At 53.3% G+C, this 26,576-nt stretch carries 25 protein-coding genes and 2 tRNA genes; 20 read left to right on the top strand and 7 right to left on the bottom strand.

The window, feature by feature from the left end; genetic code table 11:
- Positions 1-54 precede the first annotated feature (54 nt).
- The 3 genes from yajC (at position 55) to secF (ending at position 3,268) form a co-directional block, all read left to right on the top strand.
- On the top strand, positions 55-360 hold the full coding sequence (yajC, locus tag MWU64_RS08285; RefSeq protein WP_227537705.1) for a preprotein translocase subunit YajC: 306 nt from the start codon (positions 55-57) through the stop codon (positions 358-360).
- A gap of 87 nt (positions 361-447) precedes the next feature.
- Entirely contained in the window at positions 448-2,322 is a 1,875-nt protein-coding gene (secD, locus tag MWU64_RS08280; protein ID WP_247063406.1) for a protein translocase subunit SecD, read from the top strand.
- On the top strand, positions 2,315-3,268 hold the full coding sequence (gene secF, locus MWU64_RS08275; protein ID WP_247063404.1) for a protein translocase subunit SecF: 954 nt from the start codon (positions 2,315-2,317) through the stop codon (positions 3,266-3,268). The genes secD and secF overlap by 8 nt, the downstream gene beginning before the upstream one ends.
- A gap of 84 nt (positions 3,269-3,352) precedes the next feature.
- Here secF and MWU64_RS08270 read toward each other — a convergent pair whose 3' ends face one another.
- Entirely contained in the window at positions 3,353-4,153 is an 801-nt protein-coding gene (locus MWU64_RS08270; RefSeq protein ID WP_247063402.1) for an inositol monophosphatase family protein, read from the bottom strand.
- A gap of 193 nt (positions 4,154-4,346) precedes the next feature.
- Here MWU64_RS08270 and trmJ point away from each other — a divergent pair, with 193 nt between their 5' ends.
- The 13 genes from trmJ to der all read left to right on the top strand — a co-directional run bounded on the left by trmJ (position 4,347) and on the right by der (position 17,024).
- Positions 4,347-5,207 carry a tRNA (cytosine(32)/uridine(32)-2'-O)-methyltransferase TrmJ gene (gene trmJ, locus MWU64_RS08265; protein ID WP_247063400.1) on the top strand — a complete coding sequence of 287 codons (861 nt, stop codon included), beginning with the start codon at positions 4,347-4,349 and terminating at the stop codon, positions 5,205-5,207.
- A 4-nt stretch (positions 5,208-5,211) separates the two neighbouring features.
- On the top strand, positions 5,212-5,997 hold the full coding sequence (gene cysE, locus MWU64_RS08260) for a serine O-acetyltransferase (RefSeq protein WP_247063398.1): 786 nt from the start codon (positions 5,212-5,214) through the stop codon (positions 5,995-5,997).
- A gap of 78 nt (positions 5,998-6,075) precedes the next feature.
- Entirely contained in the window at positions 6,076-6,573 is a 498-nt protein-coding gene (iscR, locus tag MWU64_RS08255) for a Fe-S cluster assembly transcriptional regulator IscR (RefSeq protein ID WP_247063396.1), read from the top strand.
- A gap of 23 nt (positions 6,574-6,596) precedes the next feature.
- Positions 6,597-7,745 (top strand): IscS subfamily cysteine desulfurase, encoded by a 1,149-nt coding sequence (locus MWU64_RS08250; RefSeq protein WP_247063393.1) that lies wholly within the window; start codon positions 6,597-6,599, stop codon positions 7,743-7,745.
- 69 nt (positions 7,746-7,814) lie between these two features.
- Positions 7,815-8,243 (top strand): nucleoside-diphosphate kinase, encoded by a 429-nt coding sequence (gene ndk / locus MWU64_RS08245; protein WP_247063391.1) that lies wholly within the window; start codon positions 7,815-7,817, stop codon positions 8,241-8,243.
- 65 nt (positions 8,244-8,308) lie between these two features.
- Positions 8,309-9,418 carry a 23S rRNA (adenine(2503)-C(2))-methyltransferase RlmN gene (rlmN, locus tag MWU64_RS08240; protein WP_247063389.1) on the top strand — a complete coding sequence of 370 codons (1,110 nt, stop codon included), beginning with the start codon at positions 8,309-8,311 and terminating at the stop codon, positions 9,416-9,418.
- Between the two features lie 38 nt (positions 9,419-9,456).
- Positions 9,457-10,260, top strand: coding sequence for a type IV pilus biogenesis/stability protein PilW (gene pilW, locus MWU64_RS08235; protein WP_247063386.1), 804 nt, complete (start codon positions 9,457-9,459; stop codon positions 10,258-10,260).
- Positions 10,250-11,203 (top strand): RodZ domain-containing protein, encoded by a 954-nt coding sequence (locus MWU64_RS08230; RefSeq protein WP_247063383.1) that lies wholly within the window; start codon positions 10,250-10,252, stop codon positions 11,201-11,203. Before pilW ends, MWU64_RS08230 begins: the two co-directional genes overlap by 11 nt.
- Before the next feature lie 28 nt (positions 11,204-11,231).
- Positions 11,232-12,356, top strand: coding sequence for a flavodoxin-dependent (E)-4-hydroxy-3-methylbut-2-enyl-diphosphate synthase (gene ispG, locus MWU64_RS08225; protein WP_247063674.1), 1,125 nt, complete (start codon positions 11,232-11,234; stop codon positions 12,354-12,356).
- A 39-nt stretch (positions 12,357-12,395) separates the two neighbouring features.
- A complete protein-coding gene (gene hisS, locus MWU64_RS08220; protein ID WP_247063373.1) occupies positions 12,396-13,670 on the top strand; it encodes a histidine--tRNA ligase in 1,275 nt (424 codons plus the stop codon).
- Between the two features lie 49 nt (positions 13,671-13,719).
- Positions 13,720-14,373 (top strand): tetratricopeptide repeat protein, encoded by a 654-nt coding sequence (locus MWU64_RS08215; protein ID WP_247063372.1) that lies wholly within the window; start codon positions 13,720-13,722, stop codon positions 14,371-14,373.
- The gene (bamB, locus tag MWU64_RS08210; RefSeq protein ID WP_247063371.1) at positions 14,373-15,542 is read left to right on the top strand and encodes an outer membrane protein assembly factor BamB; all 1,170 of its coding nucleotides are present in this window, start codon (positions 14,373-14,375) and stop codon (positions 15,540-15,542) included. Before MWU64_RS08215 ends, bamB begins: the two co-directional genes overlap by 1 nt.
- Before the next feature lie 60 nt (positions 15,543-15,602).
- Positions 15,603-17,024, top strand: a complete 1,422-nt coding sequence (gene der, locus MWU64_RS08205; protein ID WP_247063369.1) for a ribosome biogenesis GTPase Der — start codon at positions 15,603-15,605, stop codon at positions 17,022-17,024.
- 33 nt (positions 17,025-17,057) lie between these two features.
- On the opposite strand, the gene pta is transcribed toward der, so the two are convergent.
- From pta to MWU64_RS08190, 3 genes are read right to left on the bottom strand one after another with little or no spacing between them, the layout of a single operon-like run.
- Positions 17,058-19,211: a phosphate acetyltransferase gene (gene pta, locus MWU64_RS08200; protein ID WP_247063364.1), complete on the bottom strand. Its 2,154-nt coding sequence runs from the start codon at positions 19,209-19,211 to the stop codon at positions 17,058-17,060.
- Positions 19,212-19,239: 28 nt separating this feature from the next.
- Positions 19,240-20,424, bottom strand: a complete 1,185-nt coding sequence (locus MWU64_RS08195; RefSeq protein WP_247063363.1) for an acetate kinase — start codon at positions 20,422-20,424, stop codon at positions 19,240-19,242.
- A 20-nt stretch (positions 20,425-20,444) separates the two neighbouring features.
- Positions 20,445-22,862, bottom strand: a complete 2,418-nt coding sequence (locus MWU64_RS08190; RefSeq protein WP_247063673.1) for an EAL domain-containing protein — start codon at positions 22,860-22,862, stop codon at positions 20,445-20,447.
- A 287-nt stretch (positions 22,863-23,149) separates the two neighbouring features.
- On the opposite strand from MWU64_RS08190, the gene ccoM reads away from it, so the two are divergent.
- Complete coding sequence (gene ccoM, locus MWU64_RS08185) at positions 23,150-23,305, top strand: cytochrome c oxidase subunit CcoM (protein ID WP_247063362.1); 156 nt, start codon at positions 23,150-23,152, stop codon at positions 23,303-23,305.
- An 8-nt stretch (positions 23,306-23,313) separates the two neighbouring features.
- Here ccoM and MWU64_RS08180 read toward each other — a convergent pair.
- The 3 genes from MWU64_RS08180 to MWU64_RS08170 form a co-directional block, all read right to left on the bottom strand.
- Positions 23,314-23,389: transfer RNA gene (locus tag MWU64_RS08180), tRNA-Glu, on the bottom strand.
- Positions 23,390-23,464: 75 nt separating this feature from the next.
- A complete protein-coding gene (locus MWU64_RS08175; protein WP_247063361.1) occupies positions 23,465-24,379 on the bottom strand; it encodes a TIGR01777 family oxidoreductase in 915 nt (304 codons plus the stop codon).
- A 35-nt stretch (positions 24,380-24,414) separates the two neighbouring features.
- A complete protein-coding gene (locus tag MWU64_RS08170) occupies positions 24,415-24,792 on the bottom strand; it encodes a CbiX/SirB N-terminal domain-containing protein (RefSeq protein ID WP_247063359.1) in 378 nt (125 codons plus the stop codon).
- 54 nt (positions 24,793-24,846) lie between these two features.
- Here MWU64_RS08170 and MWU64_RS08165 point away from each other — a divergent pair, with 54 nt between their 5' ends.
- The 3 genes from MWU64_RS08165 (at position 24,847) to MWU64_RS08155 (ending at position 26,575) form a co-directional block, all read left to right on the top strand.
- Positions 24,847-25,449 carry a DUF924 family protein gene (locus tag MWU64_RS08165; RefSeq protein ID WP_247063351.1) on the top strand — a complete coding sequence of 201 codons (603 nt, stop codon included), beginning with the start codon at positions 24,847-24,849 and terminating at the stop codon, positions 25,447-25,449.
- Positions 25,450-25,563: 114 nt separating this feature from the next.
- A tRNA-Gly gene (locus tag MWU64_RS08160) sits at positions 25,564-25,639 on the top strand.
- Positions 25,640-25,777: 138 nt separating this feature from the next.
- Positions 25,778-26,575 (top strand): MOSC N-terminal beta barrel domain-containing protein, encoded by a 798-nt coding sequence (locus MWU64_RS08155; protein WP_247063349.1) that lies wholly within the window; start codon positions 25,778-25,780, stop codon positions 26,573-26,575.
- The last annotated feature ends 1 nt before the right edge of the window (position 26,576 follow it).

The following is a 26,576-nucleotide window of genomic DNA, read 5'->3' as shown; positions in this document are numbered from 1 at the left end:
AAATCAATCAAACTGCTAATCGCTGGCCTGCTGTCTCTTCTGCCGACCCTGGCCATGGCTCAAGGTGCTGAAGGTCAGTCTATGGGTGTTATGGGTCAGGTCATCTTTTTCGCAGGCTTCATTCTGATTTTCTACTTCTTGATCTGGCGTCCGCAGTCCAAGCGCGCGAAAGAGCACAAGAACCTGATGTCCAGCCTGAACAAAGGCGACGAAGTGGTTACGTCTGGCGGTATGGTTGGCCGTATTACCAAGGTTTCTGACGATTTCATCGTGCTGGAAGTTGCTGACAACATCGAAATCAAGATTCAGAAAGTTGCTGTTGCCGGTGCTCTGCCCAAGGGCACGCTCAAGGATATCTGAGCCGATTCCCGGCCGGTGCGCAGCACCGGCCGAATCATTTTGGCTGAAACACCACGGCTGGCGGCTTAGCCAGCTCAAAGGGATCCCATGCTAAACAAGTATCCTCTCTGGAAAAATCTGGTGATCGTGTTCGCTCTGGTCATCGGATTCATATACGCCTTACCGAACTTCTTCCCCGACGATTACGCCATCCAAATTACTGGCTCCCGCGGCAGCACTGAGGTTGATCAGCGCATACTGGATCGTGCTTTAGGTGCCTTGGAAAGTCAGGGTATTGAAGTAAAGTCCAGTACCGTTGAAGAGCGCGATGCTCTGATTCGCCTGAACAGTTCAGACGCTCAGTTGCGTGCGCGCCCCGCGGTGCAAGCTGCATTGGGAAAAGATTATCTGGTGGCGCTGAACATGGCGCCCTCAACGCCGGACTGGCTGCGCAGTTTAGGGGCCGGCCCTATGAAGTTGGGGCTGGATCTGCGCGGTGGTGTTCACTTTCTGCTGGAAGTGGATATGGACACTGCTGTAACCCAACGGTTAGAAGCGTTGTCTGGTCAGATCAAGCAGGATATGCGTGAAGAGAGGATTCGCTACCGTGGTGGTGATATTCGAAACAGCCGAGACATCGTTCTGAGTTTCCGGGATTCCGAAACGAGGGCGGAAGCCTTCTCACTGGTTCGCGGCCAGTACAACGAGTTTCTGCTAGACGAAAGCACGGAAGGCGGCGAGTTTCTTCTGACACTGACTTTGTCCGATGCTGAAATTCAGGGCATCAAAGAGTACGCTCTCGAGCAAAACCTGACCACAATTCGAAATCGGGTGAACGAATTAGGCGTTGCCGAACCTTTGGTTCAACGTCAGGGTTCAGACCGCATTATTGTAGAACTGCCCGGTGTTCAGGATACGGCGCAAGCTAAGCGGGTTCTTGGCGCAACCGCAAATCTTGAGTTCCGTATGGAAGCCCGCCAGGACGCTTCGTCCTCGGAAACGGAGCAGTTCAGTTTCCGTGATAACCCGCAGCGTACAGCCCGTTTACAGCGTGATGTGATTGCTACGGGTAATAATGTTGCGAACGCGCAGCAGGCGTTTGATGAAAATGGCCAGCCTCAGGTCAATATCACCATGGACTCCGTGGGTGGTGATTTAATGAATCGGGCAACTCGAAACAATATCGGTCGCCGTATGGCGGTTTTGTTTATTGAGTTCCGCACAGAAACCGAAAGCCGAGAGGTTGACGGAGAGCTGCAGGAGGTTGAAAAGCGCGTTGTCGAAAAAGGTCTGATCAGCCTGGCAACGGTGCAGTCTGCGTTGGGTAGTAGCTTCCGTATCACCGGGCTGGATTCGATTCCCGAGGCGGCCGAGTTGGCGTTGCTGCTGCGTGCCGGTGCCTTGGCTGCGCCGATGTACTTCGTGCAAGAGCGCACTATCGGGCCTAGCCTGGGGCAGAAGAACATTGACGCAGGTGTCATGTCCGTTGCGTTGGGCTTTGGGTTAGTGCTGCTTTATATGTTGGCGTTCTACCGTGGCTTTGGTGTGATTGCCAATATTTCTCTGACCTTGAACCTGATGCTGCTTGTGGCCTGTATGTCGATACTGTCGGCTACACTCACATTGCCGGGTATCGCCGGTATCGTCCTGACGGTGGGTATGGCTGTTGATGCCAATGTGCTTATTTTTGAGCGAATTAAAGAAGAATTGAGGGCAGGGGTGCCGCCTCAAACGGCGATTAACGCCGGTTACGGGCGAGCGTTCGTGTCGATTTTCGATGCCAACATCACCACCTTGCTGGTTGCTATCATTTTGTTTGCGATGGGATCCGGGCCCGTTAAAGGTTTCGCGGTTACTTTATGTATTGGCATACTCACCTCTATGTTCAGTGGTTTGATGGTAAGCCGCGGCATCGTCAATCTCGTTTACGGCGGCCGAAGGGTCGAGAAACTGTCGATCGGGGGTAAGCTCGCCAATGTCTGATATGCAGAAAAAACCGTTTGATTTTATGGGGCTTCGAAAGGCCGCGTCAGTGTTGTCGCTGGTGTTGGTGATTGGCTCTATTGTGTTGCTCGGGGTTCGAGGCCTGAATTTAGGTATGGACTTTACCGGCGGCACCTCTGTCGAATTTGAGTACGCTGAGGCACCAAGCCTGGATGCTATTCGGAATCAGCTTACTGAAGCCGGATACGAGCAGTTCTCGGTGCAGAACTTTGGTGCCGATACCACCGTTCTGATTCGGATGGCTGAGGCCGGAAATGACGAGTTGGCGCGAGAAGTGACGGCAGCCCTCTCTGAGTCCGGAGAGAGTCTTGAGTTGGTCAGTTCGGAATTCGTCGGCTCTCAGGTTGGCGAGGAACTGAAAGAGGATAGTGGTCTGGGGCTGCTGATCGCGCTGGCGGTTGTATTGATCTACGTTGGTATGCGCTTTCAGTTTAAATTCGGTATCGCTTCGGTCATCCCGTTGGCCCACGATGTGCTGATCGTTCTGGGCATGTTCGCACTGTTTCAGTGGACTTTCGATCTTACTGTTCTCGCGGCGATTCTGGCGGTTATCGGTTACTCACTAAACGACACGATTGTTGTGGCAGACCGTATTCGTGAGAATTTCCGCAAGCTGCGCGTGGGTGAGCCCTGGGATGTGATTAACCAGTCCATCCATGAAACGATTTCTCGTACGATTAACACGTCAGGTACCACCTTGGTTGTTTTGATCGCCTTGTATTTCCTGGGCGGTGAAGCAATAAATAACTTCGCGTTGGCGCTGATCATTGGTGTGGTTGTGGGTACCTATTCCTCGATCTACGTGTCTGCCAACATGTTGATGGTGATGGGTGTGACCCGTGAAGATCTCATGGTGCCGGCTAAAGAAGGCGCTGGAGATGAAGCGGAAGAAGAGCAGCCGCCTGAGTGGTTGAACCGTATGTGATGGTGTCATGTGCTGGCGTAAGCCGGCACAAAAAAACCGCCAATCAGTGAACTGATGGCGGTTTTTTTGTGCCCGGAAGACCGGTTAGCGAGGCAGTCTGCCGCGGAACGGGTTCAGTACCTTGAGGATTTCCCGGAACAGCTTCGGGTTGGCGACAATCAGCTGGCGAGCTGAGCCGGCCGAAGGGTTGCCAGAGAAATCGCCGGTCAATGCGCCGGATTCCATGGCTAAAGTGACACCAAGATCCAGGTCAGCAGCGGATGGGCGGAAAACAACTGCGGCGTCCAGAAGACCGGCCGAGACGCGGGCGATGTCGAGTACCACGCAGCCAGATGTACGGAACATGGCTGTGTCGCGAGCCAGTGTTGCCGCCATTTCGCCCCAGATCATCGGGTCGTCACCTTGACGGCTTTGATCAAGAAGGTTGGTAGCAAGGGCTGACTTGGCTGGCATTTTCACGTCTGAAGCGCGCACCCGGCGACTATTCAGTGCGGCGCCGTGGCCACGGCTTGCAGAATATTCTTCGCCAGTAATCGGGTTCACAACCAGAAGGTTCTCGGTGCGATTATTCTTCTTCTGCGACAGAGCCAATGCGAACTCGGGAATGCCTCGGACGAAGTTCTCCCGGCCGAGAAGCGGAAAAATGTGCCAGCTTTTATCGCTGCCGTTGGCGTCGGCTTCACCCATTGGTGCAATGGTGTGATCCTTATACGCTTTCGCAAGCTGTTCTGTGAAATTGTCGTAGATAGACTGCTCTACCCGTTCCAGCTGCAGGTAACGCTCGGCTTCGTCTTTACCGTTGGGTTCCTGACGCTCGAAATGGGCCTTGAGATAGTCAGACCCGTGGCGGGCAACGCGCAGGGCCATTTTAATTGCTGGTTGCATCTGAGAATTCATTATCCGAATGTGTGAAGGGGCGCCATCATAGCAAAAACTCTAGGTGCTTGTATGCTTTTTGCCTCAGCAAATGCACGCATACCACCGGGTTTCGAGATATTCTGGGGCACCGTTCTTTTCGGGTTTCTGGTATGATTCGCCTCTTTTTTAAAATTACTGATGAGTAGCAGGCCCAGATACCATGCATGAAACCGCGCTGTCGCCGGAAAGTAATGACTCCTTCAATGACCAAATCCGCATTGTCCTGGTAGAAACGTCTCACTCCGGAAACATCGGGGCGGTAGCGCGAGCTATGAAAAATATGGGGCTTGGTAACCTGTGGTTGGTGAATCCTGCATCGTTTCCTGATGAGACATCCTACGCTCGGTCAGCGGGTGCCAGTGATGTACTTGACAGGGCGCACGTGGTTTCGTCCCTGGACGAGGCGGTCGCAGATTGCGTCATGGTGATGGGAACGAGTGCGCGAGGTCGCAAAGTGCCTTGGCCAGTGATACCACCGCCCGATGCGGCGGCAACCGCCGTGCAGCAAGCTGGTAGCGGGAAAGTGGCCTTGGTTTTTGGGCGTGAAAATCATGGCCTTTCTAATGACGAGTTGCAGCGGTGCCATTACCATATCCACATTCCTTCGAATCCGGATTACAGCTCTTTGAATCTGGCGATGGCGGTTCAGGTGATTTGTTATGAGCTAAGGATGTTTCATCTGAAAAGCCTTGAAGAGGGAGAGTCTGGCCCATACCTTCAGCCCATGGTTGCGCCAGGCGATGAAGGTTGGGATTCGCCGCCCGCCACTGCGGGGGAAGTCGAAGGCTTTTTCGGGCATTTCGAGCAAACGCTCGTGGACGTAAACTTCCACCGTCGAGACAATCCGCGTCATCTGATTGCGCGCATGCGACGGCTTTTCCAGCGAGCTCGCATGGATCAAATGGAGGTGAACATTCTTCGCGGCGTTCTATCTTCGATCCAGAAGGCAGCTGGCACTCAGAGTCGCAAAGAGCAGGGCGCCGAGAATGCCGCAGGCTCGCAACATAAAGGCCAGGAGTAAAGTTATGCTTGAGCGTTTGAGGGAAGACATAAATAGCGTATTTCATCGCGATCCGGCTGCGCGCAATACGTTTGAGGTGCTCACCAACTATCCGGGCTTGCATGCGCTGTTGTTACATCGTTTGGCGCACTGGATTTGGGGGTTGGGGCTGAAATGGTTGGCGCGCACCATTTCAACCCTGACACGTTGGTTTACCGGTATTGAAATTCATCCGGGAGCCACCATTGGTCGTCGCTTTTTTATCGACCACGGTATGGGCGTGGTGATCGGAGAAACCACGGTTATCGGTGATGATGTCACGCTTTATCAAGGCGTTACGCTCGGCGGGACCAGCTGGAATAAAGGCAAGAGACACCCCACGATCGGTGATGGTGTGGTTGTTGGCGCGGGCGCGAAGATTCTTGGGCCGTTCGAAGTTGGTGCTGGCGCTAAGGTTGGCTCGAATTCGGTGGTCACCAAGGCGGTACCTGCCGGGGCGACTGTAGTAGGCATTCCGGGGCGCATTATTGTTAAGCGCAAAGCTGACGAAGCCGAAAATCCTCGTCGCAAAGTGATGGAAGAGCGTATGGGCTTTGATGCCTACGGTGTGACAGAGGAGATGCCCGATCCGGTGGCTCGCTCAGTCCGCGCGTTGCTTGATCACATGCATGCTGTAGATGAGCGGTTGGAAGTCATGTGCAAGGCGCTTCGAAAGGTTAATAGTGAGTATCAGAACGGGGATTTGCCGCAATTGGATGAAGAGGATTTTGATTGTGTGCGCGATGAACCGGAGAGTGACGGCAAAGTCTGAATACTTGACTGTTTTAGTAGGTCAATTCATACTCGGCGATGGAAACCGATATTCAAACCCATCGTCGGGGCTGAGAATATGAAGCTCACCACAAAAGGTCGCTATGCCGTAACAGCAATGCTGGATCTGGCACTGCATAGCAGTGAACGGCCGGTGAGTCTTGCCGATATTTCCTCGCGCCAGGAAATTTCTTTATCCTATCTGGAACAGCTTTTTTCCCGTTTGCGTCGGCACCATCTCGTGGTCAGTGTCCGCGGGCCCGGTGGGGGTTACCGCTTGAGTCGGCACGCGGACGAAGTGTTTATTGCCGAGGTGGTGGATGCGGTTAGTGAGTCGCTGGATACCACTCGGTGCGGCAATAAAGGTGATTGTCAAAATGGCGAGAAGTGCCTGACACACCATCTATGGTCCGATTTAAGCGAACAGATTCACCAGTTTCTGAGTGATATCAGCCTTGGTGATCTGATGCGCAAGCGTGAAATTCAATTGGTTGCTGACCGGCAAAACCGTAAACAGTCAGAAACCAATGCGGATACAATTAATACCCGCCAACTGACAGACCAGGCTCCGGCCTGACAATAGCGTACTCCCGTTAAATTATGAAAAAGCCTGTATATCTGGACTATGCGGCGACGACGCCGGTTGACCCCGTTGTTGCTGAGTTAATGGCAAAACACCTCACGCTTGAGGGTGTTTTTGGAAACCCTGCCAGCCGATCCCACGGTTTCGGTTGGCAGGCCGAAGCGGCTGTCGAGAATGCTCGCCGCCAGGTGGCGAGTTTGATTCATGCTGATTCCAGAGAGATTGTCTGGACATCAGGTGCCACTGAGTCCGACAACCTCGCGATCAAAGGGTCGGTGGATATTCATGATCATCCGCATATTGTGACCTCGATTATCGAGCATAAGGCCGTGGTTGATACCTGCAAATGGCTTGAGCAACAGGGCGTTGATGTTACCTGGCTACAGCCTCAGGAGGACGGTCGTGTTTCCCCTGAATCGGTTGAGCAGGCCTTAAAAGACAATACCGTTCTCGTAAGCCTGATGCTGGTGAATAACGAGCTGGGCTGTATTACCGATATCGCCGCGATTGGCCGACTGTTGAGGGCGCGAGGCATCCGTTTTCATGTTGATGCAGCTCAGGCGGCAGGGAAGATCCCGGTTGATGTAAACGAGCTGAATGTCGATTTGCTGTCTCTCTCGGCCCACAAAGTCTATGGACCAAAAGGCATCGGCGCGTTGTATGTTCGCCGCTCCCCGGACGTCCGTGTCGAGGCGCAGATGCATGGTGGCGGCCATGAGCGGAACATGCGCTCCGGCACACTGGCCACCCATCAAATCGTAGGAATGGGAAAAGCCTTTGAAATGGCAGGGCAGGGTCTGGAAGACGAAATGGCGCGCTTGGAAACCCTGCGCCAGCGCTTCTTGTCAGGTCTGCAGTCGCTAGAGGGTGTGCATTTTAACGGCAGCGCGGAATACCGCGTGCCGGGCATTGTAAACCTGTCGTTTGAAGGCGTTGAAGCAGAGTCGCTCATGCTTGGTTTGCGCAATATGGCGGTGTCTTCTGGATCTGCGTGTGCCTCTGCCTCTGTTGAGCCCTCTTTTGTTTTGCGCGGCATCGGTCTGAGTGACGAGCTTGCGCATCGGGCATTGAGGTTTTCGTTGGGACGTTACACAACGAACGACGAAATTGAATGCGCGAGCAAACAAATTGTTGATGTGGTTACCCGACTTCGCACGGTGCGGTAGGCAGTGGCCCATTGACTGCGTATAATCTACGCCCTGATTTTTACCCCCTAACCAGACTGGAGAAATAACATGGCAAACGAGCGCACGCTCTCTATCATCAAGCCCGACGCGGTAGCCAAGAATGTAATCGGCGAAATCTACAGCCGTTTCGAGAAAGCTGGCCTGAAAATCGTTGCAGCCAAGATGATGCACCTGACTCAGGAGCAAGCTGAAGGTTTTTACGCTGAGCACAAAGAGCGTCCTTTCTTCAACGACCTGGTTGCGTTCATGACTTCTGGCCCTGTTGTTGTTCAGGCTCTGGAAGGCGAAGGCGCTATCCTGAAGAACCGCGAACTGATGGGTGCTACCAACCCGAAAGAAGCTGAAGCCGGCACTATCCGCGCCGATTTTGCTTCTTCTATCGATGCCAACGCCGTTCACGGCTCCGATTCTGCAGCTTCTGCAGAGCGCGAAGTGGCATACTTCTTTAACGACAACGAAATCTGCCCGCGCGGCTAATTAAGTTGTCTGTTCGGGGGTGACAACTGTCGCCCCTGAATTGGTTATTTGATCGAGGTTATGCCATGACTGCCCCTGCTGAAAAAACCAATCTTCTCGGACTGCCAAAAGCAAAACTGGAGGCTTTTTTCGAGACGCTGGGCGAAAAGAAATTTCGTGCGCAGCAGGTCTTGCAGTGGATCCATCAGCGTGGCGTTGATGACTTCGATCAAATGACCAATATGAGCGTAGCGCTGCGTGAAAAGCTCAAGGAAATCGCTGAAGTGCGCGGGCCAGAGGTGGTTTACGATGAAACCTCGAAAGACGGCACACGCAAGTGGGTCATGCGCATGGACAACGGTAACAACGTTGAAACCGTATTGATTCCCGACGGTGAGCGCGGCACCTTGTGTGTCTCGTCTCAGATCGGCTGCAGCCTTGACTGCACCTTCTGTTCAACCGGTAAACGTGGTTTTAATCGTAATCTTACCGCCGCAGAAATCATCGGCCAGGTTTGGGTCGCTCGCAAGGCATTCATGCCGTATGAGCCCAGCAGTCGGCCGATTACAAACGTTGTCATGATGGGTATGGGCGAGCCTTTGCTCAATTTCGACAACGTTGTCGATGCCATGAACCTCATGATGGAAGATCTTGCGTACGGCATTTCCAAGCGTCGCGTCACGCTGAGCACTTCGGGTGTTGTCCCGGCATTGGATCGCCTGGGTGAGGTTACCGATGTTTCACTGGCCATCTCCCTTCATGCGCCTAATGATGAGTTGCGTAACCAATTGGTGCCGCTCAATAAAAAGTATCCGATTTCTGAGTTGTTGGCTGCCACGCGTCGCTACCTCTCAAGATTGCCGGATAAGCGCAAGGCGACCATTGAGTATACGGTGATCCAAGGCGTCAACGATAAGCTCGAACATGCCAGAGAGCTAGCGGTGGTGTTGAACGGGTTGCCTTGTAAAATCAACCTGATACCGTTTAATCCGTTCCCGGAAAGTGATTTCGAACGTCCGAGTATGAACGCGACCCGGCGCTTCCAGAATGCGCTGACAGAGGCGGGTTATGTGACAACAGTCCGTACCCCTCGCGGTGACGATATCGATGCAGCGTGCGGCCAGTTGGTAGGCCGGGTTGAAGACCGGACTAAGCGCAGTCAGCGCTATATTGCCGTGCAACAAGTGAACCCCTGATCTGGAGGGAGTTCAGTTACAACAGAAGGTGTTTGTAGATGGTTAAGAATACGGCCGCAAAACTGGCTACTCTTTCCTTATTGGTTTTGGGCTTGCTTGTTTCAGGTTGCGTAACCACTACAGACAGCCGGTTTACTCGCGAAGCCGATCGCGAAAAGGCGCTCGAAAACTACGTTAAGCTTGCGTCCCGATACATTGCCCAAGGCAACCTGGGCCGTGCTCGACACCATCTTGATCGCGCGCTGGAAATTGAAGATGATTACGCACCGGCTTTAGCGGCTATGGGTTTGGTCTATAGCGCTGAAGGCGATGAGCGGCTTTCCGAGCAGAGTTTCAAAAATGCGGTTTCTGCAGATGGCAGTTATACCCGTGGCAGAGTGTATTTCGGAGCCTTCCTATACAGTCAGGGCGATTACGACAAAGCCCGGGCGCAGTTTGCAAAAGCATCTGAAGATACCGCCTACAAAGATCGTAGCGGCGTTTTTTACAATCTCGGTTTAACCCATGAAAAACTGGGTAATCTTGAGCAGGCCGAGCAAGCCTACCGCCGGGCGGTTGAGTTGAGCCGTGGCGAAGCACGTACCCTGCTTTCACTGGCCCGGGTTTTGGTAGAACAGGGCGACTATTCAGCCGCTTCCCGCTACTACTCCCGTCTTCAGGTCATGATTCAGAACACCCCTAGATTGGTGCATTCTGCTGAAAGTTTGTATACAGGTATCCGTATTGCGCGACATTTTCAGGACCGTGATCAGGAGGCCAGTTTGGCACTCTTGCTGAAAAATGAGTTCGCCGAATCTGAGGAATACCAACAATATAAGGTGCTGGTTTCGAATGGTCAGTGAAAAGCCGGAAAATTACACCCCTGCTGAGCCTGTTGGCCAACAGTTAAAGCGAGCACGGGAAGCGAAAGGCTTGTCCGTTTCTGCGGTTGCCGAGCAGCAGCACCTGCGCCCGTCCGTTGTTCAGGCTATAGAGGCGGGTGATTACGAAAAGATTGATACCGAGCTGTTTCTGAAAGGTTATGTCAGGGCCTACGCCCGGCAGGTCGGTTTGAATGCCGACACGGTGATCCGTGATCTCGACGTGGAACTGGCCCCTGCCCGCAAGCGACGCGAAGAGGCGTTGCAGGCCAATCCCCTGGTTGACATTGAGCGCCGTAAGAAACGTAAACAGCGAATCGCCAAAACCTTTCTTTGGCTGGTGTTGATTGGCGTGGTTGCGGCGATCGCCTTATATTTCGTCACCCAGAAACAATCGGAAAGCGAAGAGAGTGCTGCGCCAGCTTCGGAAAGTGTGAGGGAAGACGGAGGTGATGCGGGCGAAGCGGTGCCTGAGCCGGCTCTTCAGTCACCGGCCATTGCGCCTGTAGAAGGGTCTGATTCATCCGGTATGCCTAACAGTGCCGAACCTTCGGCGGAAGAAAGCAGCTCTGACAACGCAGATGTTCTTTCCGATACCCTAGAGCCGGCTGAAGAACCGGTAGCTTCGGTTGAGCCGCCTACAGCACCCGAAGCCAGCCAATCGGTTGCGGAATCATCGATTGGTCGCTTGGAAATAACATTTGACGGTGACTGCTGGATAAAGGTTACCGATGCCTCAGGTCAGCGCCTGGTTAGTGGGTTACGCCGACAGGGTGATAAATTAGATGTACGTGGCACGCCGCCATTAAACGTTGTTGTCGGCGCGATGAGTGCAGTGGAAGTTATCCGGTTTCAAGACGAAACGCTCGATAAGGATAGCTTTCGTGTCGTGAACAATCGGTCAGAGTTCACACTCGAACCCTGAATTAAACGTCCGGATATAGTGTTGGTTCCTGTCAATGAAACAAGATTCCCCGATCAAAAGACGTAAATCCCGGCAGATCATGGTTGGTGATGTACCCGTAGGTGGTGACGCCCCCATCGCGGTTCAAAGCATGACCAACACCAATACCTGTGATGTCGCCGCCACTGTAGGCCAGATCAATGCTATTCAGGAGGCCGGTGCCGATATCGTTCGGGTTTCAGTGCCTTCCATGGAGGCCGCCGAGGCGTTTGGTCAGATTCGCAAGCAAGTCTCCGTGCCGCTGGTTGCCGATATTCATTTCGATCATAAAATTGCGCTTCGGGTTGCAGAACTGGGTGTTGACTGTTTGCGCATCAACCCGGGCAATATCGGCCGGGATGATCGTGTTAGCGCCGTGATCAACGCAGCTAAAGACCGCAATATTCCCATTCGTATCGGTGTGAATGCCGGTTCGCTTGAAAAGGCTTTGCAGCGTAAATACGGTGAACCGACCCCCGAGGCTTTGGTTGAATCCGCCATGCGCCACATTGATATTCTGGATCGCCATGACTTTCAGGACTTCAAGGTTAGCCTTAAGGCTTCGGAAGTGTTTATGACGGTCGCGGCGTATCGTTTGATCGCTCAACAGATTGAACAGCCTTTGCACCTGGGCATCACCGAAGCCGGCGGGTTCCGTTCGGGCACCGTGAAGTCTTCTATCGGTCTCGGAATGTTGTTGATGGACGGTATCGGCGACACCATCCGCGTATCGTTGGCGGCTGACCCGGTACAAGAGATCAAAGTGGGCTTTGATATTCTGAAAAGCCTGCGTTTGCGTAGCCACGGCATTAACTTTATTGCCTGTCCGAGCTGCTCCCGACAGAACTTCGACGTTATTCAGACCATGAACGATCTGGAAGCACGGCTGGAAGACGTCAACCGTTCCTTGGACGTGGCGATCATCGGCTGCATTGTGAATGGTCCGGGTGAAGCGCGCGAGGCGGATATCGGTCTGACCGGCGGTTCGCCGAAGAATTTGTTCTATCTTCACGGAAAGCCAAACCAAAAGTTGGTCAATGAAACGCTGACGGATGATTTGGAGCGGTTGATTCGGGAAGAGGTTGCTCGTCGCGAAGAGCAGGACTCGTTATTGATCGCTAAGTCCGAAGACTGATCTCCAAACACATAATTAAGAAGCAATCAGGGTTTTACTTTGGCTAAAATTCAGGCAATCCGGGGGATGAATGACATTCTTCCGGACCAGACACCTGTCTGGCAGTACGTTGAAACAACGGTTCGCAAAGTACTTTCGCAATACGGCTATCAGGAAATTCGTATGCCGATTGTGGAGCAAACCGATCTTTTCAAGCGATCCATCGGCGAAGTCACCGACATTGTCGAAAAAGAAATGTATACCTTCGAGGATCGCAACGGTGACAGCCTGACCTTGCGTCCTGAAGGTACGGCTGGCTGTGTGCGTGCTGCCGAAGAGCATGGTTTGCTGTTCAATCAGACGCGTCGCTTGTGGTATACCGGCCCGATGTTCCGTCATGAACGGCCCCAGAAAGGCCGTTACCGCCAGTTCCATCAGATTGGCGTTGAGTGCTTCGGCATGGCCGGCCCGGACATCGATGCCGAGCTGCTGATGCTGACCGCACGCTTGTGGGATGAGTTCGGGTTGTCGGCCCATGCTCGTCTGGAAATTAACTCCATCGGTACCAGTGAAGCCCGGAAGGTTTATCGTGAAGCCCTAGTTAGCTATCTGGAGCAGTATCGGGATGAGCTGGATGATGACAGCAAGCGCCGTCTGACGACCAATCCGCTTCGGATTTTGGATAGCAAAGATCCAAACACCCGTAAGTTACTTGAGAACGCCCCAAGCCTGAGCGATTACCTTGACCAAGAATCCGTAGCGCACTTTGATCAGCTTAAAGCGTTGCTGGATGCTGCGGGAGTTGCGTACACCGTTAATCCGGCCTTGGTTCGTGGCCTTGATTATTACGGCAAGACGGTATTTGAATGGGTAACGGATAGCCTTGGAGCACAAGGGACGATTTGTGCCGGCGGCCGATACGACGGGCTGGTTCAACAACTTGGTGGCAAACCAACAGTGGCCGTTGGTTTCGCGATGGGTTTGGAGCGTCTGATTCTGCTTCTGGAAACATTGAATCTGGTTCCTGATGACGTTAACAATCAGGCTGATGTTTATGTGACCGCCATGGGTGAGCAAAGCGTGGCTACCGCTATGGCCATTGCGAATACGCTGAGAAACGAGTTGCCCGGCAAAGTCGTGATTACGCACTGCGGCGGTGGCAGTTTTAAAAGCCAGATGAAGAAAGCCGATCGCAGCGGTGCCCGCTATGCGGTCATCCTTGGCGAAAGCGAAGTGGCGAATGGCACAGTGGGATTGAAGCCGTTGAGAGACGATCAGCCTCAGCAGGAAGTCTCGCAGACAGAATTGGCGAAGGTTCTGGCGTCTTTGGTATAAAAGAATCGGCCGACTAACGGGCGACAACTAATAATTAACAGGAGTTTTCATGGCTGAGTTACGCACCGAGGAAGAACAGGTCCAGGCAATTAAGGACTGGTGGAAAAAGAACGGTAGCTCATTGCTCATCGGTATTGGCGCAGCCTTGGCGATTGTATTCGGATGGCAGGCTTGGCAAAACCATCAGGCCCAAGAGCGAGCCGAGGCCGCAAATCAGTTCACAACGCTACTGACAGCATTCTCCACGGGTGATGAAGATAGTAAGAATACCGTTGAATTTGTGGCTGAGACTTTGCGTGATGAGCACGCCGGAAGCGCTTACGCGATTTATGGAAACCTTGTACTCGCTCGACAGCAGATGATGGTCGAGAACGACCCTGAAGCTGCCGTTGCGTCACTGGAGTGGGCTCTGGAAAAAGCTGCTGACTACAAAGCCTTGTCGTTGGTTATTCGCAATCGTTTGGCTCAGGCCCATTTCGCCGCCGGTGAGCATGACGCCGCCTTGTCGACACTGGATGGCGCGAGCGATGCGAAAACCTTTGCGGCTGTCTTCTCCGAGTTGAGAGGCGATATCCTTTTTGCTAAAGGTGACACCGAAGCCGCGCGCGAAGCGTATCTGGCCGCCCGCGAGCAAAGTCCGGCACGAGGTGGAGATCTTCTCGAGCTTAAATTATCTGACCTTGGTGTCGGGGAGGGTGCTTGATGCCTTTTGGGCGTAACAAACCGTTCTCGCTGGTCGCAGTAAGCGCGGCTCTTGCCGTTTTGTTGGCAGGGTGTAGCACAACAGATACGTTTGAGCAGCCAGCGCCCGTGCCGGAGATTGAAACTTCTGTCGAATTTGAACGCGTATGGAGTATGTCTGTCGGTGACGGGCATGATGGCGAGTTTCTGCAGTTAGCCCCGCTATACGCAGGCGACGTTATCTATGCCGCGTCCGCGGATGGCGAAGTGGTTACCGTAGCGTCGGAAGACGGAAATGTGGTCTGGGAGAAAGAGCTCGACGAACGCATTTTCGCAGGCCCCGGTGCCGATGGCGGTCAGCTGTATTTGGTCACGCGGGACGCTGAGCTGGTTGCACTGTCCAGTGAAGATGGCAGTGAAAACTGGCGAGTTGATTTGCCGACGGAGGTGTTGGCCGCGCCACAATCGAACGGTTCTCTCGTGGTGGTTCAGACCACGGACGGTCGAGTCATCAGCTTTGATGCCGACAAAGGCGAGCAAATCTGGCAGTATGAATCGCAGGTGCCAGTACTTACCATGCGTACAGCGGCTGCGCCGCTGGTTGGCGCTGATATTGTCATCGCTTCGTTCGCCAATGGACGGGTGATTGCGCTTACGGCTGAAAATGGTCAGCCCGTTTGGCAATATCAGGTGGGCCAGGCCCAAGGGCGCACCGAGCTGGAACGACTGGTCGATATTGGCGGCCAGCCCCTGGTATTGGATTCCGCGATTATGGTGGTCGGTTATCAGGGCAAGCTCGCGTTGATTGACATCCGGTCCGGGCAAGAAATCTGGAGCCGCACCGCGTCCAGCTATTATTCGCCCGCCATTGGCAACGGCAATATATTCCTTGCGGCGGCAAACGGTGATGTTATCGCCTTGCGAGGCAACGACCGTCGTGAATTGTGGGTGCAGAGTGAATTGGCGTGGCGCCAAGTGACTCGTCCCGCTGTGGTGGGTGAACACTTAGTTGTCGGCGACTTCGAAGGTTATCTGCATGTGATGCAGATGAAAGATGGTCGTTTGGTTGGTCAAACGAAATTTGACAGTGACGGTATCCGCGTACCTGTCCAGGTGCTGAGTGATGGTAACCTGTTGGTTTATGGTAACGGTGGCAAAATGTCAGTTCTCAAGCTTGAGCAGGACGACTGAAGCCACGCTGAAATGACCCGGCTCAGGCCGGGTTTTTGTTTCTTTGTATAGCAGATTATTATGACCCCAGTAATTGCCCTTGTGGGACGCCCGAACGTAGGCAAGTCCACCTTGTTTAACCAAATGACCCGGACTCGGGATGCGTTGGTTGCGGATTTTCCGGGACTGACCCGGGACCGAAAGTACGGCGAAGGTTTCTACGAGGATCGAAAGTTTATTGTTATCGATACTGGTGGACTCACAGGCCAAGAGGCCGGTTTGGACTCGGAAATGGCCCAGCAGTCGTTGCAGGCGGTGGATGAGGCCGACATTGTATTGTTTCTGGTAGATGGCCGTGCGGGTTTGACCGCCGGTGATGAAGTTATTGCCGATCACCTGCGCCGTTCGGACAAACAAGCCCACCTGGTGGTGAATAAAACCGATGGGCAGGATCCTGACGTGGCGGCTGCCGACTTTTACAAGTTGGGTTTTCAATCGGTATTCATGATTGCAGCCTCTCACAACAGAGGCGTTCGGTCACTGCTCGAACACCTCCTTCCTGAGCCTGAAGAGCCTGCAGATCAAGACCGGGCAGACAAGTACCCGGGTATTCGTATCGGCGTGGTGGGGCGCCCGAACGTGGGCAAGTCCACGCTGGTTAACCGCATGCTCGGGGAAGATCGCGTTGTGGTTTACGATATGCCGGGTACCACGCGAGACAGCATTTATATACCGTATGAGCGACACGGGCATGAATATACCCTGATTGATACCGCGGGTGTACGCCGCCGCAAAAACGTCAAGGAAGTGGTCGAGAAGTTTTCGATCATCAAAACCTTGCAAGCGATTGATGATGCCCACGTTGTGATTTTGGTCATTGATGCCCGTGAAGGGCTGGTGGATCAGGATTTGCACTTGATCGGCTTTGTTTTGGATGCTGGCCGCTCCCTGGTTATTGCTATCAACAAATGGGATGGCATGAACTCGGAAGACCGGGCCAAGGTGAAAGAGCAGGTGGCACGCCGATTAGATTTCCTCGATTACGCCGATAAGTACTATATTTCGGCGCTACACGGGACTGGTGTTGGTACCATGTATGATTCGGTTCAGGCGAGTTACGAGTCGTCAATGGCCAAGTGGCCGACGAATCGCCTGACCGCTATTCTTGAGGACGCGATTGCGCAGCACCAGCCTCCGATGGTGCATGGTCGTCGCATCAAACTTCGGTATGCTCACCAGGGTGGGTCTAATCCGCCGGTTATTGTGGTACATGGTAATCAGGTAGGCTCCCTGCCGGGTGCCTATAAGCGTTACCTGGAAAACACTTTCCGTAAAGTGTTGAAAGTGGTTGGTTCGCCTATTCGCTTTGAGTTCCGCGGCGGTGAAAACCCGTTTGCGAACAAAGTGGACCGCCTCACGCCCCGACAGCGAGTGAAAAAAGACAACGATATGAAGAAGGGGCGTATTGTGAAGAGAGTCCGACAGAAAAGCACAAAACGCTAATCTGCCGGTTGGCTTTTCTGCTCAGGGAGCGGCTCAGGCCGCTCCCGCATCTTCTACCTGTTTAGCCTGAACACTTGTCAGCGCGATGGTGAAGACAATATCTTCCACTAAGGCGCCTCGCGACAAGTCATTCACGGGCTTTCGAAGCCCCTGCAGCATTGGCCCGACACTGACGACATTTGCGCTTCGTTGCACGGCTTTGTAGGTTGTATTGCCGGTGTTGAGATCCGGGAATACGAAAACCGTTGCCTTACCCGCCACTTTGCTATCCGGGGCTTTCGATCTGCCAACGCTTTCAATGACCGCTGCGTCGTATTGCAACGGCCCGTCGATCAGCAGGTCTGGCCGACGTTCACGGGCTATGCGCGTCGCTTCGCGTACCTTCTCCACATCTTGCCCGGTCCCGGACTCGCCCGTGCTGTAACTGATCATGGCCACAGCCGGCTCAATACCGAAAGCTTCTGCCGACTCGGCACTTTGTATGGCGATGTCTGCCAGCTCCTCGGCGTTAGGATCGGGATTGATGGCGCAGTCGCCGTATACCAGTACTTGTTGCGGTAGCAGCATGAAGAAGACAGACGACACCACTTTCGCGTTGTCGTGGGTCTTGATCAATTGCAGGGCAGGGCGCACGGTGTTGGCGGTGGTGTGAATCGCGCCGGAAACAAGGCCATCGGCTTCGTCCATAGCAACCATCATGGTGCCCAACACAACGTTGTCTTCCAGCAATGCTTCCGCCTGATCTGCTGTGAGGCCTTTGTGTTTACGCAACTCAACCATTGGTTCGATATAGCGTTCACGAACGGACTGAGGGTCGATGATTTCCATATCGTCCGGAATCTGAACCCCGAGTGAATCGGCAACGGACTGCACTTCTTGTGGCGCGGCAATTAATGCGCAGCGGGCAAGCCGGCGCTCGTGGCAGATGATTGCCGCTTGAACGGTTCTGGGTTCGCTGCCTTCGGGCAGAACAATGCGTTTGTCGGCGGCACGGGAGCGTTCAGACAGCTGGTAGCGAAAGGCTGGCGGCGAGAGACGACGTTGCCGGGTTACTTTAAGGTGTTCTTCAAGCCAGGCGGTGTCGATATTTTTAGCGACCGCCTCCATGGTTTGTTCTACCCGTTCGGTATCATCGATAGGGACTGACGGAGAAAGGCTTGCCAGCCGGTTGGCCGATTCATAGGTGTTGTTGTGGGATCCCAAAATTGGGAGCCCTGTATCAAGCGCACGCCGACAAAGCTCGATGATGTTGTCATCGGGCATCAGGCCGCCGGTCAGAACCAATCCCGCGAGGGGTACGCCGTTCAGGGCTGCAACTGCGGTCGTCACGATAATGTCATCACGGTCGCCCGGCGTGACCAAAAGGGTGCCTGGCTTCAGTATATCCGTCATGTTTCGAATGGTTCGGGCGCAAACGGAGACTTTTTGTACCCGACGTTGGTGCATTTGGCCTTCATACAACACCTTGATGCCCAGTTCTCGCGCGACATCTGAAACCCGGGGGGCAAGAAGCTGTGGATCCCAGGGGATTTGGCCCAACAAATGGAAGCGCCCGTCTGAGAACACCTTGCAGGAGTCCTGAAAATTAATGTCTGGGGCCTGGTCTTGGCGTTGCAGAGACAGGTCCGGGCGTGATTGACGGGGCTCGCCGACTTTATTGAGGATGACGGCAATCACTTCCGGGTCGGATGGGGCCGCGAACAGCCGTGCCGAGAAATCAAGTTCCTCATCCAGTTCCTTCGCTGAGCAGTCTTTCGGTGCACTGACCAAAATGACTTCGGAACCCAAATTGCGCGCCACTTCGACATTCAACCGTGCGATGTAGGTTTCGCCACTGTCCGGCACGAGGCCTTCGATAATAACCACATCGACTTCTTTGGCGACTTTCTGGTATTCACCAACCACGTTTTCGAGCAGCAGGTCGGCTTTCCCGCGATTTAATAGTTGCTGCGCTTCTTTGAGTGGAATTGGGTCGGGAACTGGCTGGTCGCCGTGCGCACGTACAAACTCGACAGACGAGTCCTTGCCGCCATTATGGATTGCCTCTCCCTGGTGGATAGACTGAGTGAAGGGCTTGTAGAAACCAACGCTAACCCCTTCTTGCTCCAAGGCTCTAAGTAGCCCCAGACACACCGAGGTCAAACCTGAATTCATTGAGGTTGGCGCTATAAATAGACTTTTTGCCATAACGTATCCAAATTACATTCGTGAGTTGTCAAAGACGTGCCAGTCGGCTGGCTTCCTGGGCGATCACCAATTCTTCATTGGTCGGAATGGTCAGAATCGGGAAGCGGGAATCGGCATGGCTAACGCGGTTTCCGGATTCTTTTCCGTGCTGTTGGTTAAGCTCGGGATCCATCATTAAGCCCAGCAAGCTAAGATGCTTTATTGTTTCGCGCCTTACCTCCGCACTGTTTTCTCCAATTCCGCCGGTGAAGACCACGGCATCCAGATGGCGAAGCGAGGCGGTCATGGCACCGATATAGCGCGCCAGCCGGAAACAAAATACGTCGATCGCTAAACGTGCGGGTTTGTCGCCTTTTTCAGCAAGTTCGCACAGCGTGCGCATATCGTTGGTATGGCCAGATAAACCCAGGAGTCCGCTTTCGTTGTTAAGCATCGCGTGAACGTCGCTGGCACTTACCCCCTGGCCAGCCAGATAATCGAATAGCCCAGGGTCAACGTCTCCGCTGCGAGTGCCCATGACAAGTCCTTCCAGCGGTGTTAGCCCCATGCTGGTGTCGATGCTTTTTCCGTCTTGTATGGCGGTAATGCTACAGCCATTCCCCAGGTGGGCGGAAATTATGGATGTTTTCTCTGCGGGTTTGCTTAGCAGTCGGGCTGCTTCCTGAACCATAAAGTAATGGCTTGTGCCATGGAATCCATAGCGGCGCACGCCCCAATCTTCGTAGCAGTGTTTGGGTAGCGCATATCGGTATGCTCTTTCAGGTAACGATTGGTGATAAGCCGTGTCAAACACAGCTACCTGTGGCACAGAAGGGAACAGCACCTGCATGGCCTCTATTCCAACCAGATTCACCGGATTGTGGAGCGGGGCAAGGCCCGAAACCTTTTTGATGGCGGCGATGGTGTCGATGTCGATCAGCGCGGCTTCGCGAAAGGTCTCGCCGCCGTGAACCACTCTGTGGCCGATCGCAAGCGGTTGGCCTTGAAGAAGCTCTTTCTGGGTAAAGGTTTCGATGAGTACCTGCAGGGCCTGTTGGTGATTGGCGTTCTCGGGAAGCGCTATCGGCTCAGGGCTGCCGGTTATTTGGGCTGTGGCATCTGTTTTGTTCAGTTTTTCGGCCAGCGCGGATGCTTTTTTTTGGTGGTGTTTATCGAAAAGCGCCAGCTTCACAGAGGAGCTGCCACTGTTTACAACCAATATCGAATCTTCCATGGGTAATGCCGTTTTGGTGCTTAGATATGAGCTCGGTGATTGTTCTCGAGCCAGTGAATAAATTCCTGCTCTGGCAGGGGGTGGCTATAGAAGTAGCCTTGGGAATAATCGCAATGTTCCAATTTCAAAAAATGCGTTTGTGCTTCCTCTTCGACACCTTCAGCGATGACGGTTAAGCCTAAGCTATGTGCCATGTTGATGATGGCCCGGACCAATGCCGAGTCGTCGGTATCGGTAAGCACGTCTTGAATGAACGACTTGTCAATTTTAAGCGTATCAAAGGGATACGTCTTGAGATAGCTCAATGCCGAGTAACCCGTACCGAAATCGTCAACAGAGAGTCGGACGCCGGCAGTATCCAGCTGCCGTAGAATGTCGGCGGTTTCGATCGTGTTATCCAGAATCAGCCGCTCGGTAATTTCAAGTTCAAGTAACTCGGGTTTGAGATGGCTGTCGGCCAGCGCCTGGAGTACAACGTCTGTGAACCCGGGGTCTCGGAACTGTCTGGGTGACACATTAATGGCAATCCCTATGTCGTATCCCGCAAGGGCTTGCCAGCACTGTGCGGCCTTACAAGCCTCCTGGATCACCCATTCACCAATGGGGATGATCAGCCCGGTTTCCTCGGCGAGGGGGATAAAGCGGTCGGGCATGACGGTACCGAGAGAGGGGTTATTCCAACGCAATAGCGCTTCGGCTGCCACCAGCTTGCCAGAGGACGTTTCAACAATCGGTTGAAATACAAGTTGAAACTCATTGAGTTCTAACGCCTTTCTCATGTGGGATTCCATGTGAAGGCGTTCGTGGGAAACCTCTGTCATCTCCGGTGTAAAGAGTGCGTAGGAACTCTTCCCTTGATGTTTGGCTTCGTACATAGCCGCGTCTGCGTGCTGGAGCAACGAACCACTGGTGTCGGCGTCGTTGGGGAAGACCGCAATGCCAATACTGGTCGTTACAAAGACTTCCTGAGCATGGAGCAAAAACGGTGACGAGAATGTCTGCAAGATGCGCTGAGCAACCTGGCGTGCGTCGTTAACATCGGTCAGCCCGGGAAGTATGACCAGGAACTCATCACCCCCAAGTCTTGCGACGGTGCTCGTGCCCCGAAGGCAGCTAGAAACCCGCCGGGCGGCTTCCACCAGCAAGGTATCACCCGCGTCATGACCGAGGGTGTCGTTAATGTGTTTGAAGTTGTCGAGGTCAAGAAACATGACACCAACCTGGGTGGTGTCTCTGCGGGCCTGTGCTATGGCCAGTTTCAGACGGTCGAGGGCAAGCATTCTGTTTGGAAGCCCGGTGAGAATATCGTAATTCGCTTGTCGGAGCAGTTGTTGTTCATAGCGCTTTCGAATGCTGATGTCTTCGCCGAGAATGAGGTAGCCGGTGGTTTCCCCATTCGTGCCTTTAATCGGGGTGATCACCAGTTGTTCCCAGTAGCGTTCGCCGTTAGAACGGGAGCTATTGACCTCGCCTTGCCATACGCCAACACGTTGCACCTGAAGGCGTACTGATTGCCAAAGTTGTTCAGCTTCCCGTTCCCCCATGCTTTGGCGAATTAAATGGGAAGGGTGCTGGTTTTTAATGTCTTCAGGTCGGTGCCCGGTAAGTTGCAGGAATTTCTTGTTGGCGTATTCGATGCGCCATTGCTTATCGCAAATTAAAACGGATGAGGGGCTTTGGTCGATGGCTTCCGAGAATTTCAGAATCTCGGCTGCATCGTGTTCCCGGCGTGCTATATCTTCATTAAGCCGTTCGCGCATCTGGTTGATCGCATCGGTTACCATGCCAAGCTCGTCCCGGAGATGGTTCTTGGGCTCCGGGCGGTCCAGTTGCAAAGGGCGGCTGAGGTCATCGAGTGAGAGATCCCGGGTGTACTCTGCCATTGCCGTTAAGTGGCGGGTAACCAGATGTCGAAAGATGGACAGGATCACAATCGAAACCACAAAGATCGTCAGGAACTGGGTAATGAGTGTGGCGCCAATCTTGGTTTTTAAATCGGTATATACGCGATCAAGGCTTGCCGTGACCGTCAGATGCCCGAGCCTGAACAGTTCACCTTCGTGATGATTTAGGGCGAAGCTGTGGCTGAGGGTGTTGGAATCATTGGGGAGTTTACCCATGACCAACTCTGAGTCGGGTTCGATGCGAAGGCGTAAATGCGCAATATCAGGTAAGCTTAAGATGCCTTCCATCTGAGTTTGCAACAGTTTTTGGTCCAGTGCCCACAAGCTTCGGGTAAGGCTTGAAGCATAGCCGGATTCAATCACTTCCATTCTGTCTTCTATATCTGCCAGATCTTTGCGGTAATCCGAGTATATCTGTACACCTGATGCCAGAAGAGTCAAAGCCGAGCTAAAGATGAGTATCCAGCTAAGAAGCCGGAACGAAAGGGGAGAGGTGCGTCGGAATCGTCTTAGACGACTGGAGATATCGGGCATGTTGTTCGTTTGGTCACCGCTTGAGGTACCGAGCTGAGTCGCCATCCTTGGCAATCCTAATTTAAATGTGTAAACGAAACAGTTAAAAACTGACTATAGCAGCAGTCTTTTTCAAATGCTTAGGATTTGCGTCTTTGGAAAGGCAAAAAGGAGGTGTGCTTCTCAGCTTTGGCTGGCAAGCCTGACACCGATCTGTACTTGATGCAGATCAATACAAAATTTTCGGTACCGCGTAACCTGAGCTTAATCAATTTACAGAAGCTAACGCAGCAGTGGTGGAGGTTTTTATGTTTATGGATGTGGTTGTTTTCGCGGGAATTGCAACTGTTCTTTTAATGATCAGCTTTTTCGTGGGTGTCGGGATCTTTGTGGTGAAAGATCAAGAGCGACATACCCAGAAGGAAAAAGGAAAGAATGGCCAGGGCCATGTAGGCGTATCGTAAAGAAAAATTGGCGTCCCCTAGGGGGTTCGAACCCCTGTTGCCGCCGTGAAAGGGCGGAGTCCTAGGCCACTAGACGAAGGGGACGCAACACTTCTTGACTTGCCTCGTCGAGATGGCGCGTATATTAAGTATCGACCGGCAGGCTGTCAACGATTATTTTCAAAAATTTTTATTTTTTATACTGTTGTTCAGCGCATTCTCTAAAGCGGGATAGCTGAACTTGAACCCTTCCGATTGTAATCTCGCAGGTACCGCCTTCTGGCCGGTCAAAAGCAGCTCTGACATTTCGCCCAATATCATTCGCAAAGCAGGTGCCGGGGCAGGGAGTAACGCCGGTCGTTTCAGCGCTTTTGCAAATGTCCGTGTAAACTCGGCGTTGGTGACGGGGTTGGGGCTTACCATGTTGTACGCCCCTTGGGCTAAATGGTTCTCCATCATCCAGATCAGGCCGGCTACGACATCTTGTCGATGCACCCACGGCATGTATTGCGTGCCGCTGCCAAGTTTGCCTCCGAGTCCTAGCTTGAAAGGGAGCGTCATGCGCTCAAGAAAACCGCCGTCCTTGCCCACGACAAGTCCTGTGCGTGACAGGCACACTCTGACGGAATCTGTTTGCAGAGACAGTGCAGCGTCTTCCCATTCTGCACAGAGTCGGTGGGTGAACCCAGGAGTCGGTGTGGTGTCTTCCGTAACGAGGTGCGGGCCTTGATCACCGTAGAATCCGACGGCTGAGCCTGAAATGACCGTCATCGGAGGTTGGTCCCAGGACCTGATTACCTCTACCAGGGTGAGTGTGAGAGCGACTCGACTGTCTAATAAGGTGGCTTTCCGTTCGGCGGACCAGCGCTTATCGGCAATGCCTTCCCCTGCCAGGTTGAACACCACATCGAATCCCGGGTGCGATTTCAGAAGGTTGAGCTCTGAGACCGGCTCAACCTTGCCGCAAATGGCTTTGACGGTTGCCGGTTTTTGTCGGCTCAATACGGTGAGGTTGTGGCCGGCTTTTAGCAACTGTTTGCACAATTCCCGGCCGATGAAGCCGGTACCACCAGTTATAAGGACTTTCTTAGGCATGACGGCCTCCCGGTTCGTGTTGATTGTCGGTGTAATTAGCAGACTGGCTTTGCCAGTTCCTCCTGCACCACATCTCTGATGGCTAATCCGAGATGGGGGTTGTAGCCGATAGGGTCTGCCAGGCGCATCGAAACGTTGTGCTGCTTCTCGATCTCGTCAATCATCGCGGGTACGTCTTTGCGCAAATGTCGGCCAGCAGCAAGAAACAGAGGGACGACAGTGAACTCCTTGGCTCCCTGGGATTTTGCTTGAGCCACGATCGTTTCCATCGATGGCTCAGCGAGTTCCATATAGGCAATCGTGGCGTTGTCGATCGAGTTAAGAGTCGGTTCTGCGAGTTTCTCGAAGGTTTCGCACCAGCGTTTGTCGCTGCTGCCGTGGGCAAGCAAAATGATATGGTGCGTACTGGTCATAACATCTCCGATTAGATTTGCGAGTATTAGGTTAATGTATCAGGGAGTTGGGTAATGTTCGATTGGAAAGAGCTTTTGGATTTCTGGTTTGGAGAGTTGGATCCCCAGGGGCTTCCGGATAGGCTTCATCGAAACCGCTGGTTTCGCTCTGATCGTGGGTTTGATCGGGAAATAAGGCGGCGGTTTATGTCGTTGGTTGTTTTCGCATCTGAGCAAGGGTTAGAAAACTGGCGCACGGAGGCCGGCGGTGCGTTGGCTGAAATTCTTTTATTGGATCAGTTTATTCGTAATATTTACCGGGGCACCTCGTTGGCGTTCGAGCATGACCGCCTTGCGCGCGAACGTTGCAGAGCAGCAATGAACAAAGGCTATGATGTGGCTTTGCCTTCGGTGATGCGTGCGTTCGTTTATATGCCGTTACAACACTCGGAACGGCAGGATGATCAGGAACTGTCGGTACAGTGCTACCGTCAACTTGCAGCGCTGGAAAGCGGGTTGTTGGGTGAGTTCCTTGAGAGCTTCGTGGAGTCTGCGGAAGATCATCGTGAGGTTGTTCGGAGGTTCGGGCGGTTTCCGCATCGAAATAAGGCGTTAGGGCGCATATCTACCGAAGACGAGGAAGCCTATCTAAAAAATGGCGCCCGCTATGGGCAATAGGTTGTTATTTGACCGATCCTTTTAATTTGAAAAAAATTATAGAAAACAGTTGACGGCCGGGCCGGGATCAGTAGAATACGCAGCCGTTGAGAGGCAATGCCTCACAGCCGAAAAGCGGGAATAGCTCAGTTGGTAGAGCACAACCTTGCCAAGGTTGGGGTCGCGAGTTCGAATCTCGTTTCCCGCTCCAGAATTCAGAAAAACCCGACCTTTGTGTCGGGTTTTTTGCTATTTGTTCCCGGCCTATTAATCCCTTTCTGCGTTAGCTACCTGCCTCGGTTATACTCTGTTGCTTCATTGATGTAATCGCGTGCCCGAAGAGTTCTCTATGAACGTACAGTCTCTGTTTATATACCCGGTAAAATCGCTTGCCGGTATTCCTGTGTCGCATCTGGCGTTGGATGACTTTGGTCCTTCCGGGGATCGTCGCTGGATGATCGTTGATGCGAACGGGAAATTCGCAACCCAAAGGCGCTTGCCGCGCCTGGCATTAATCGGGGTTGCTCTGGACGGTGAAGCCGTGAACATCCAAATCCCCGGGCAAGGCGAATTTGCGCTTACGCCAGACAATAAGCAAGAGCAAGTCACGGTATGGCGTGATCAGGTTCTTGCCAGCGCAGCACAGCAGATGGCCAATGAGGCGCTCAGCCGTTTCTGCGGCGAGCCATTGCGCTTGGTTTATATGCCGGAGACTACGTTTCGTAGAGTGGATCCGGAGCGAGTCGCGGATGAGCGCCGAGTAGGTTTCGCCGATGGTTTCCCGTTCCTTGTTGCGAATTCGGCATCTTTAGCGGAGCTGAATGGCCGTTTGGCACAGCCCGTCGATATGCGCCGTTTCCGGCCTAATATTGTCATTTCCGGTGCCGAACCTTGGGCTGAAGACAACTGGCGTGTACTACATGTCGGTGACGTAGGCTTGCGAGTGGTTAAGCCGTGTTCCCGTTGTGTTCTGACAACCGTTAATCCGGATACGGGCGTGAAAGATCCAGGCACCGAGCCGCTTAAGACCCTGTCTGGTTATCGCAGAACCGGGGACGGTGTGATCTTTGGTCAAAACGCCGTGCACGACGGGCGTGGAAGAATTGTGGTCGGAGATTCCGTTTCTATTATCGAGCAGGAGTGTTGAG

This window comes from Marinobacter sp. S0848L, assembly GCF_023016065.1.
Classification (GTDB): Bacteria; Pseudomonadota; Gammaproteobacteria; order Pseudomonadales; family Oleiphilaceae; genus Marinobacter.
The sequence above is the reverse complement of the archived record's forward strand: the minus strand, read 5'-3'. Positions and strand labels throughout refer to the sequence as shown.

Coding starts and splice junctions, on each gene's coding strand:
- MWU64_RS08165 (WP_247063351.1), top strand. CDS start 24,847: ATGTTCGATTGGAAAGAGCTTTTGGATTTCTGGTTTGGAGAGTTGGAT.
- pilW (WP_247063386.1), top strand. CDS start 9,457: ATGGTTAAGAATACGGCCGCAAAACTGGCTACTCTTTCCTTATTGGTT.
- rlmN (WP_247063389.1), top strand. CDS start 8,309: ATGACTGCCCCTGCTGAAAAAACCAATCTTCTCGGACTGCCAAAAGCA.
- ccoM (WP_247063362.1), top strand. CDS start 23,150: ATGTTTATGGATGTGGTTGTTTTCGCGGGAATTGCAACTGTTCTTTTA.
- MWU64_RS08270 (WP_247063402.1), bottom strand. CDS start 4,153: ATGCAACCAGCAATTAAAATGGCCCTGCGCGTTGCCCGCCACGGGTCT.
- ndk (WP_247063391.1), top strand. CDS start 7,815: ATGGCAAACGAGCGCACGCTCTCTATCATCAAGCCCGACGCGGTAGCC.
- MWU64_RS08190 (WP_247063673.1), bottom strand. CDS start 22,862: ATGCCCGATATCTCCAGTCGTCTAAGACGATTCCGACGCACCTCTCCC.
- secD (WP_247063406.1), top strand. CDS start 448: ATGCTAAACAAGTATCCTCTCTGGAAAAATCTGGTGATCGTGTTCGCT.
- MWU64_RS08215 (WP_247063372.1), top strand. CDS start 13,720: ATGGCTGAGTTACGCACCGAGGAAGAACAGGTCCAGGCAATTAAGGAC.
- secF (WP_247063404.1), top strand. CDS start 2,315: ATGTCTGATATGCAGAAAAAACCGTTTGATTTTATGGGGCTTCGAAAG.
- yajC (WP_227537705.1), top strand. CDS start 55: ATGGCTCAAGGTGCTGAAGGTCAGTCTATGGGTGTTATGGGTCAGGTC.
- MWU64_RS08250 (WP_247063393.1), top strand. CDS start 6,597: ATGAAAAAGCCTGTATATCTGGACTATGCGGCGACGACGCCGGTTGAC.
- cysE (WP_247063398.1), top strand. CDS start 5,212: ATGCTTGAGCGTTTGAGGGAAGACATAAATAGCGTATTTCATCGCGAT.
- trmJ (WP_247063400.1), top strand. CDS start 4,347: ATGCATGAAACCGCGCTGTCGCCGGAAAGTAATGACTCCTTCAATGAC.
- bamB (WP_247063371.1), top strand. CDS start 14,373: ATGCCTTTTGGGCGTAACAAACCGTTCTCGCTGGTCGCAGTAAGCGCG.
- iscR (WP_247063396.1), top strand. CDS start 6,076: ATGAAGCTCACCACAAAAGGTCGCTATGCCGTAACAGCAATGCTGGAT.
- der (WP_247063369.1), top strand. CDS start 15,603: ATGACCCCAGTAATTGCCCTTGTGGGACGCCCGAACGTAGGCAAGTCC.
- MWU64_RS08170 (WP_247063359.1), bottom strand. CDS start 24,792: ATGACCAGTACGCACCATATCATTTTGCTTGCCCACGGCAGCAGCGAC.
- pta (WP_247063364.1), bottom strand. CDS start 19,211: ATGGCAAAAAGTCTATTTATAGCGCCAACCTCAATGAATTCAGGTTTG.
- MWU64_RS08155 (WP_247063349.1), top strand. CDS start 25,778: ATGAACGTACAGTCTCTGTTTATATACCCGGTAAAATCGCTTGCCGGT.
- MWU64_RS08195 (WP_247063363.1), bottom strand. CDS start 20,424: ATGGAAGATTCGATATTGGTTGTAAACAGTGGCAGCTCCTCTGTGAAG.
- MWU64_RS08175 (WP_247063361.1), bottom strand. CDS start 24,379: ATGCCTAAGAAAGTCCTTATAACTGGTGGTACCGGCTTCATCGGCCGG.
- MWU64_RS08230 (WP_247063383.1), top strand. CDS start 10,250: ATGGTCAGTGAAAAGCCGGAAAATTACACCCCTGCTGAGCCTGTTGGC.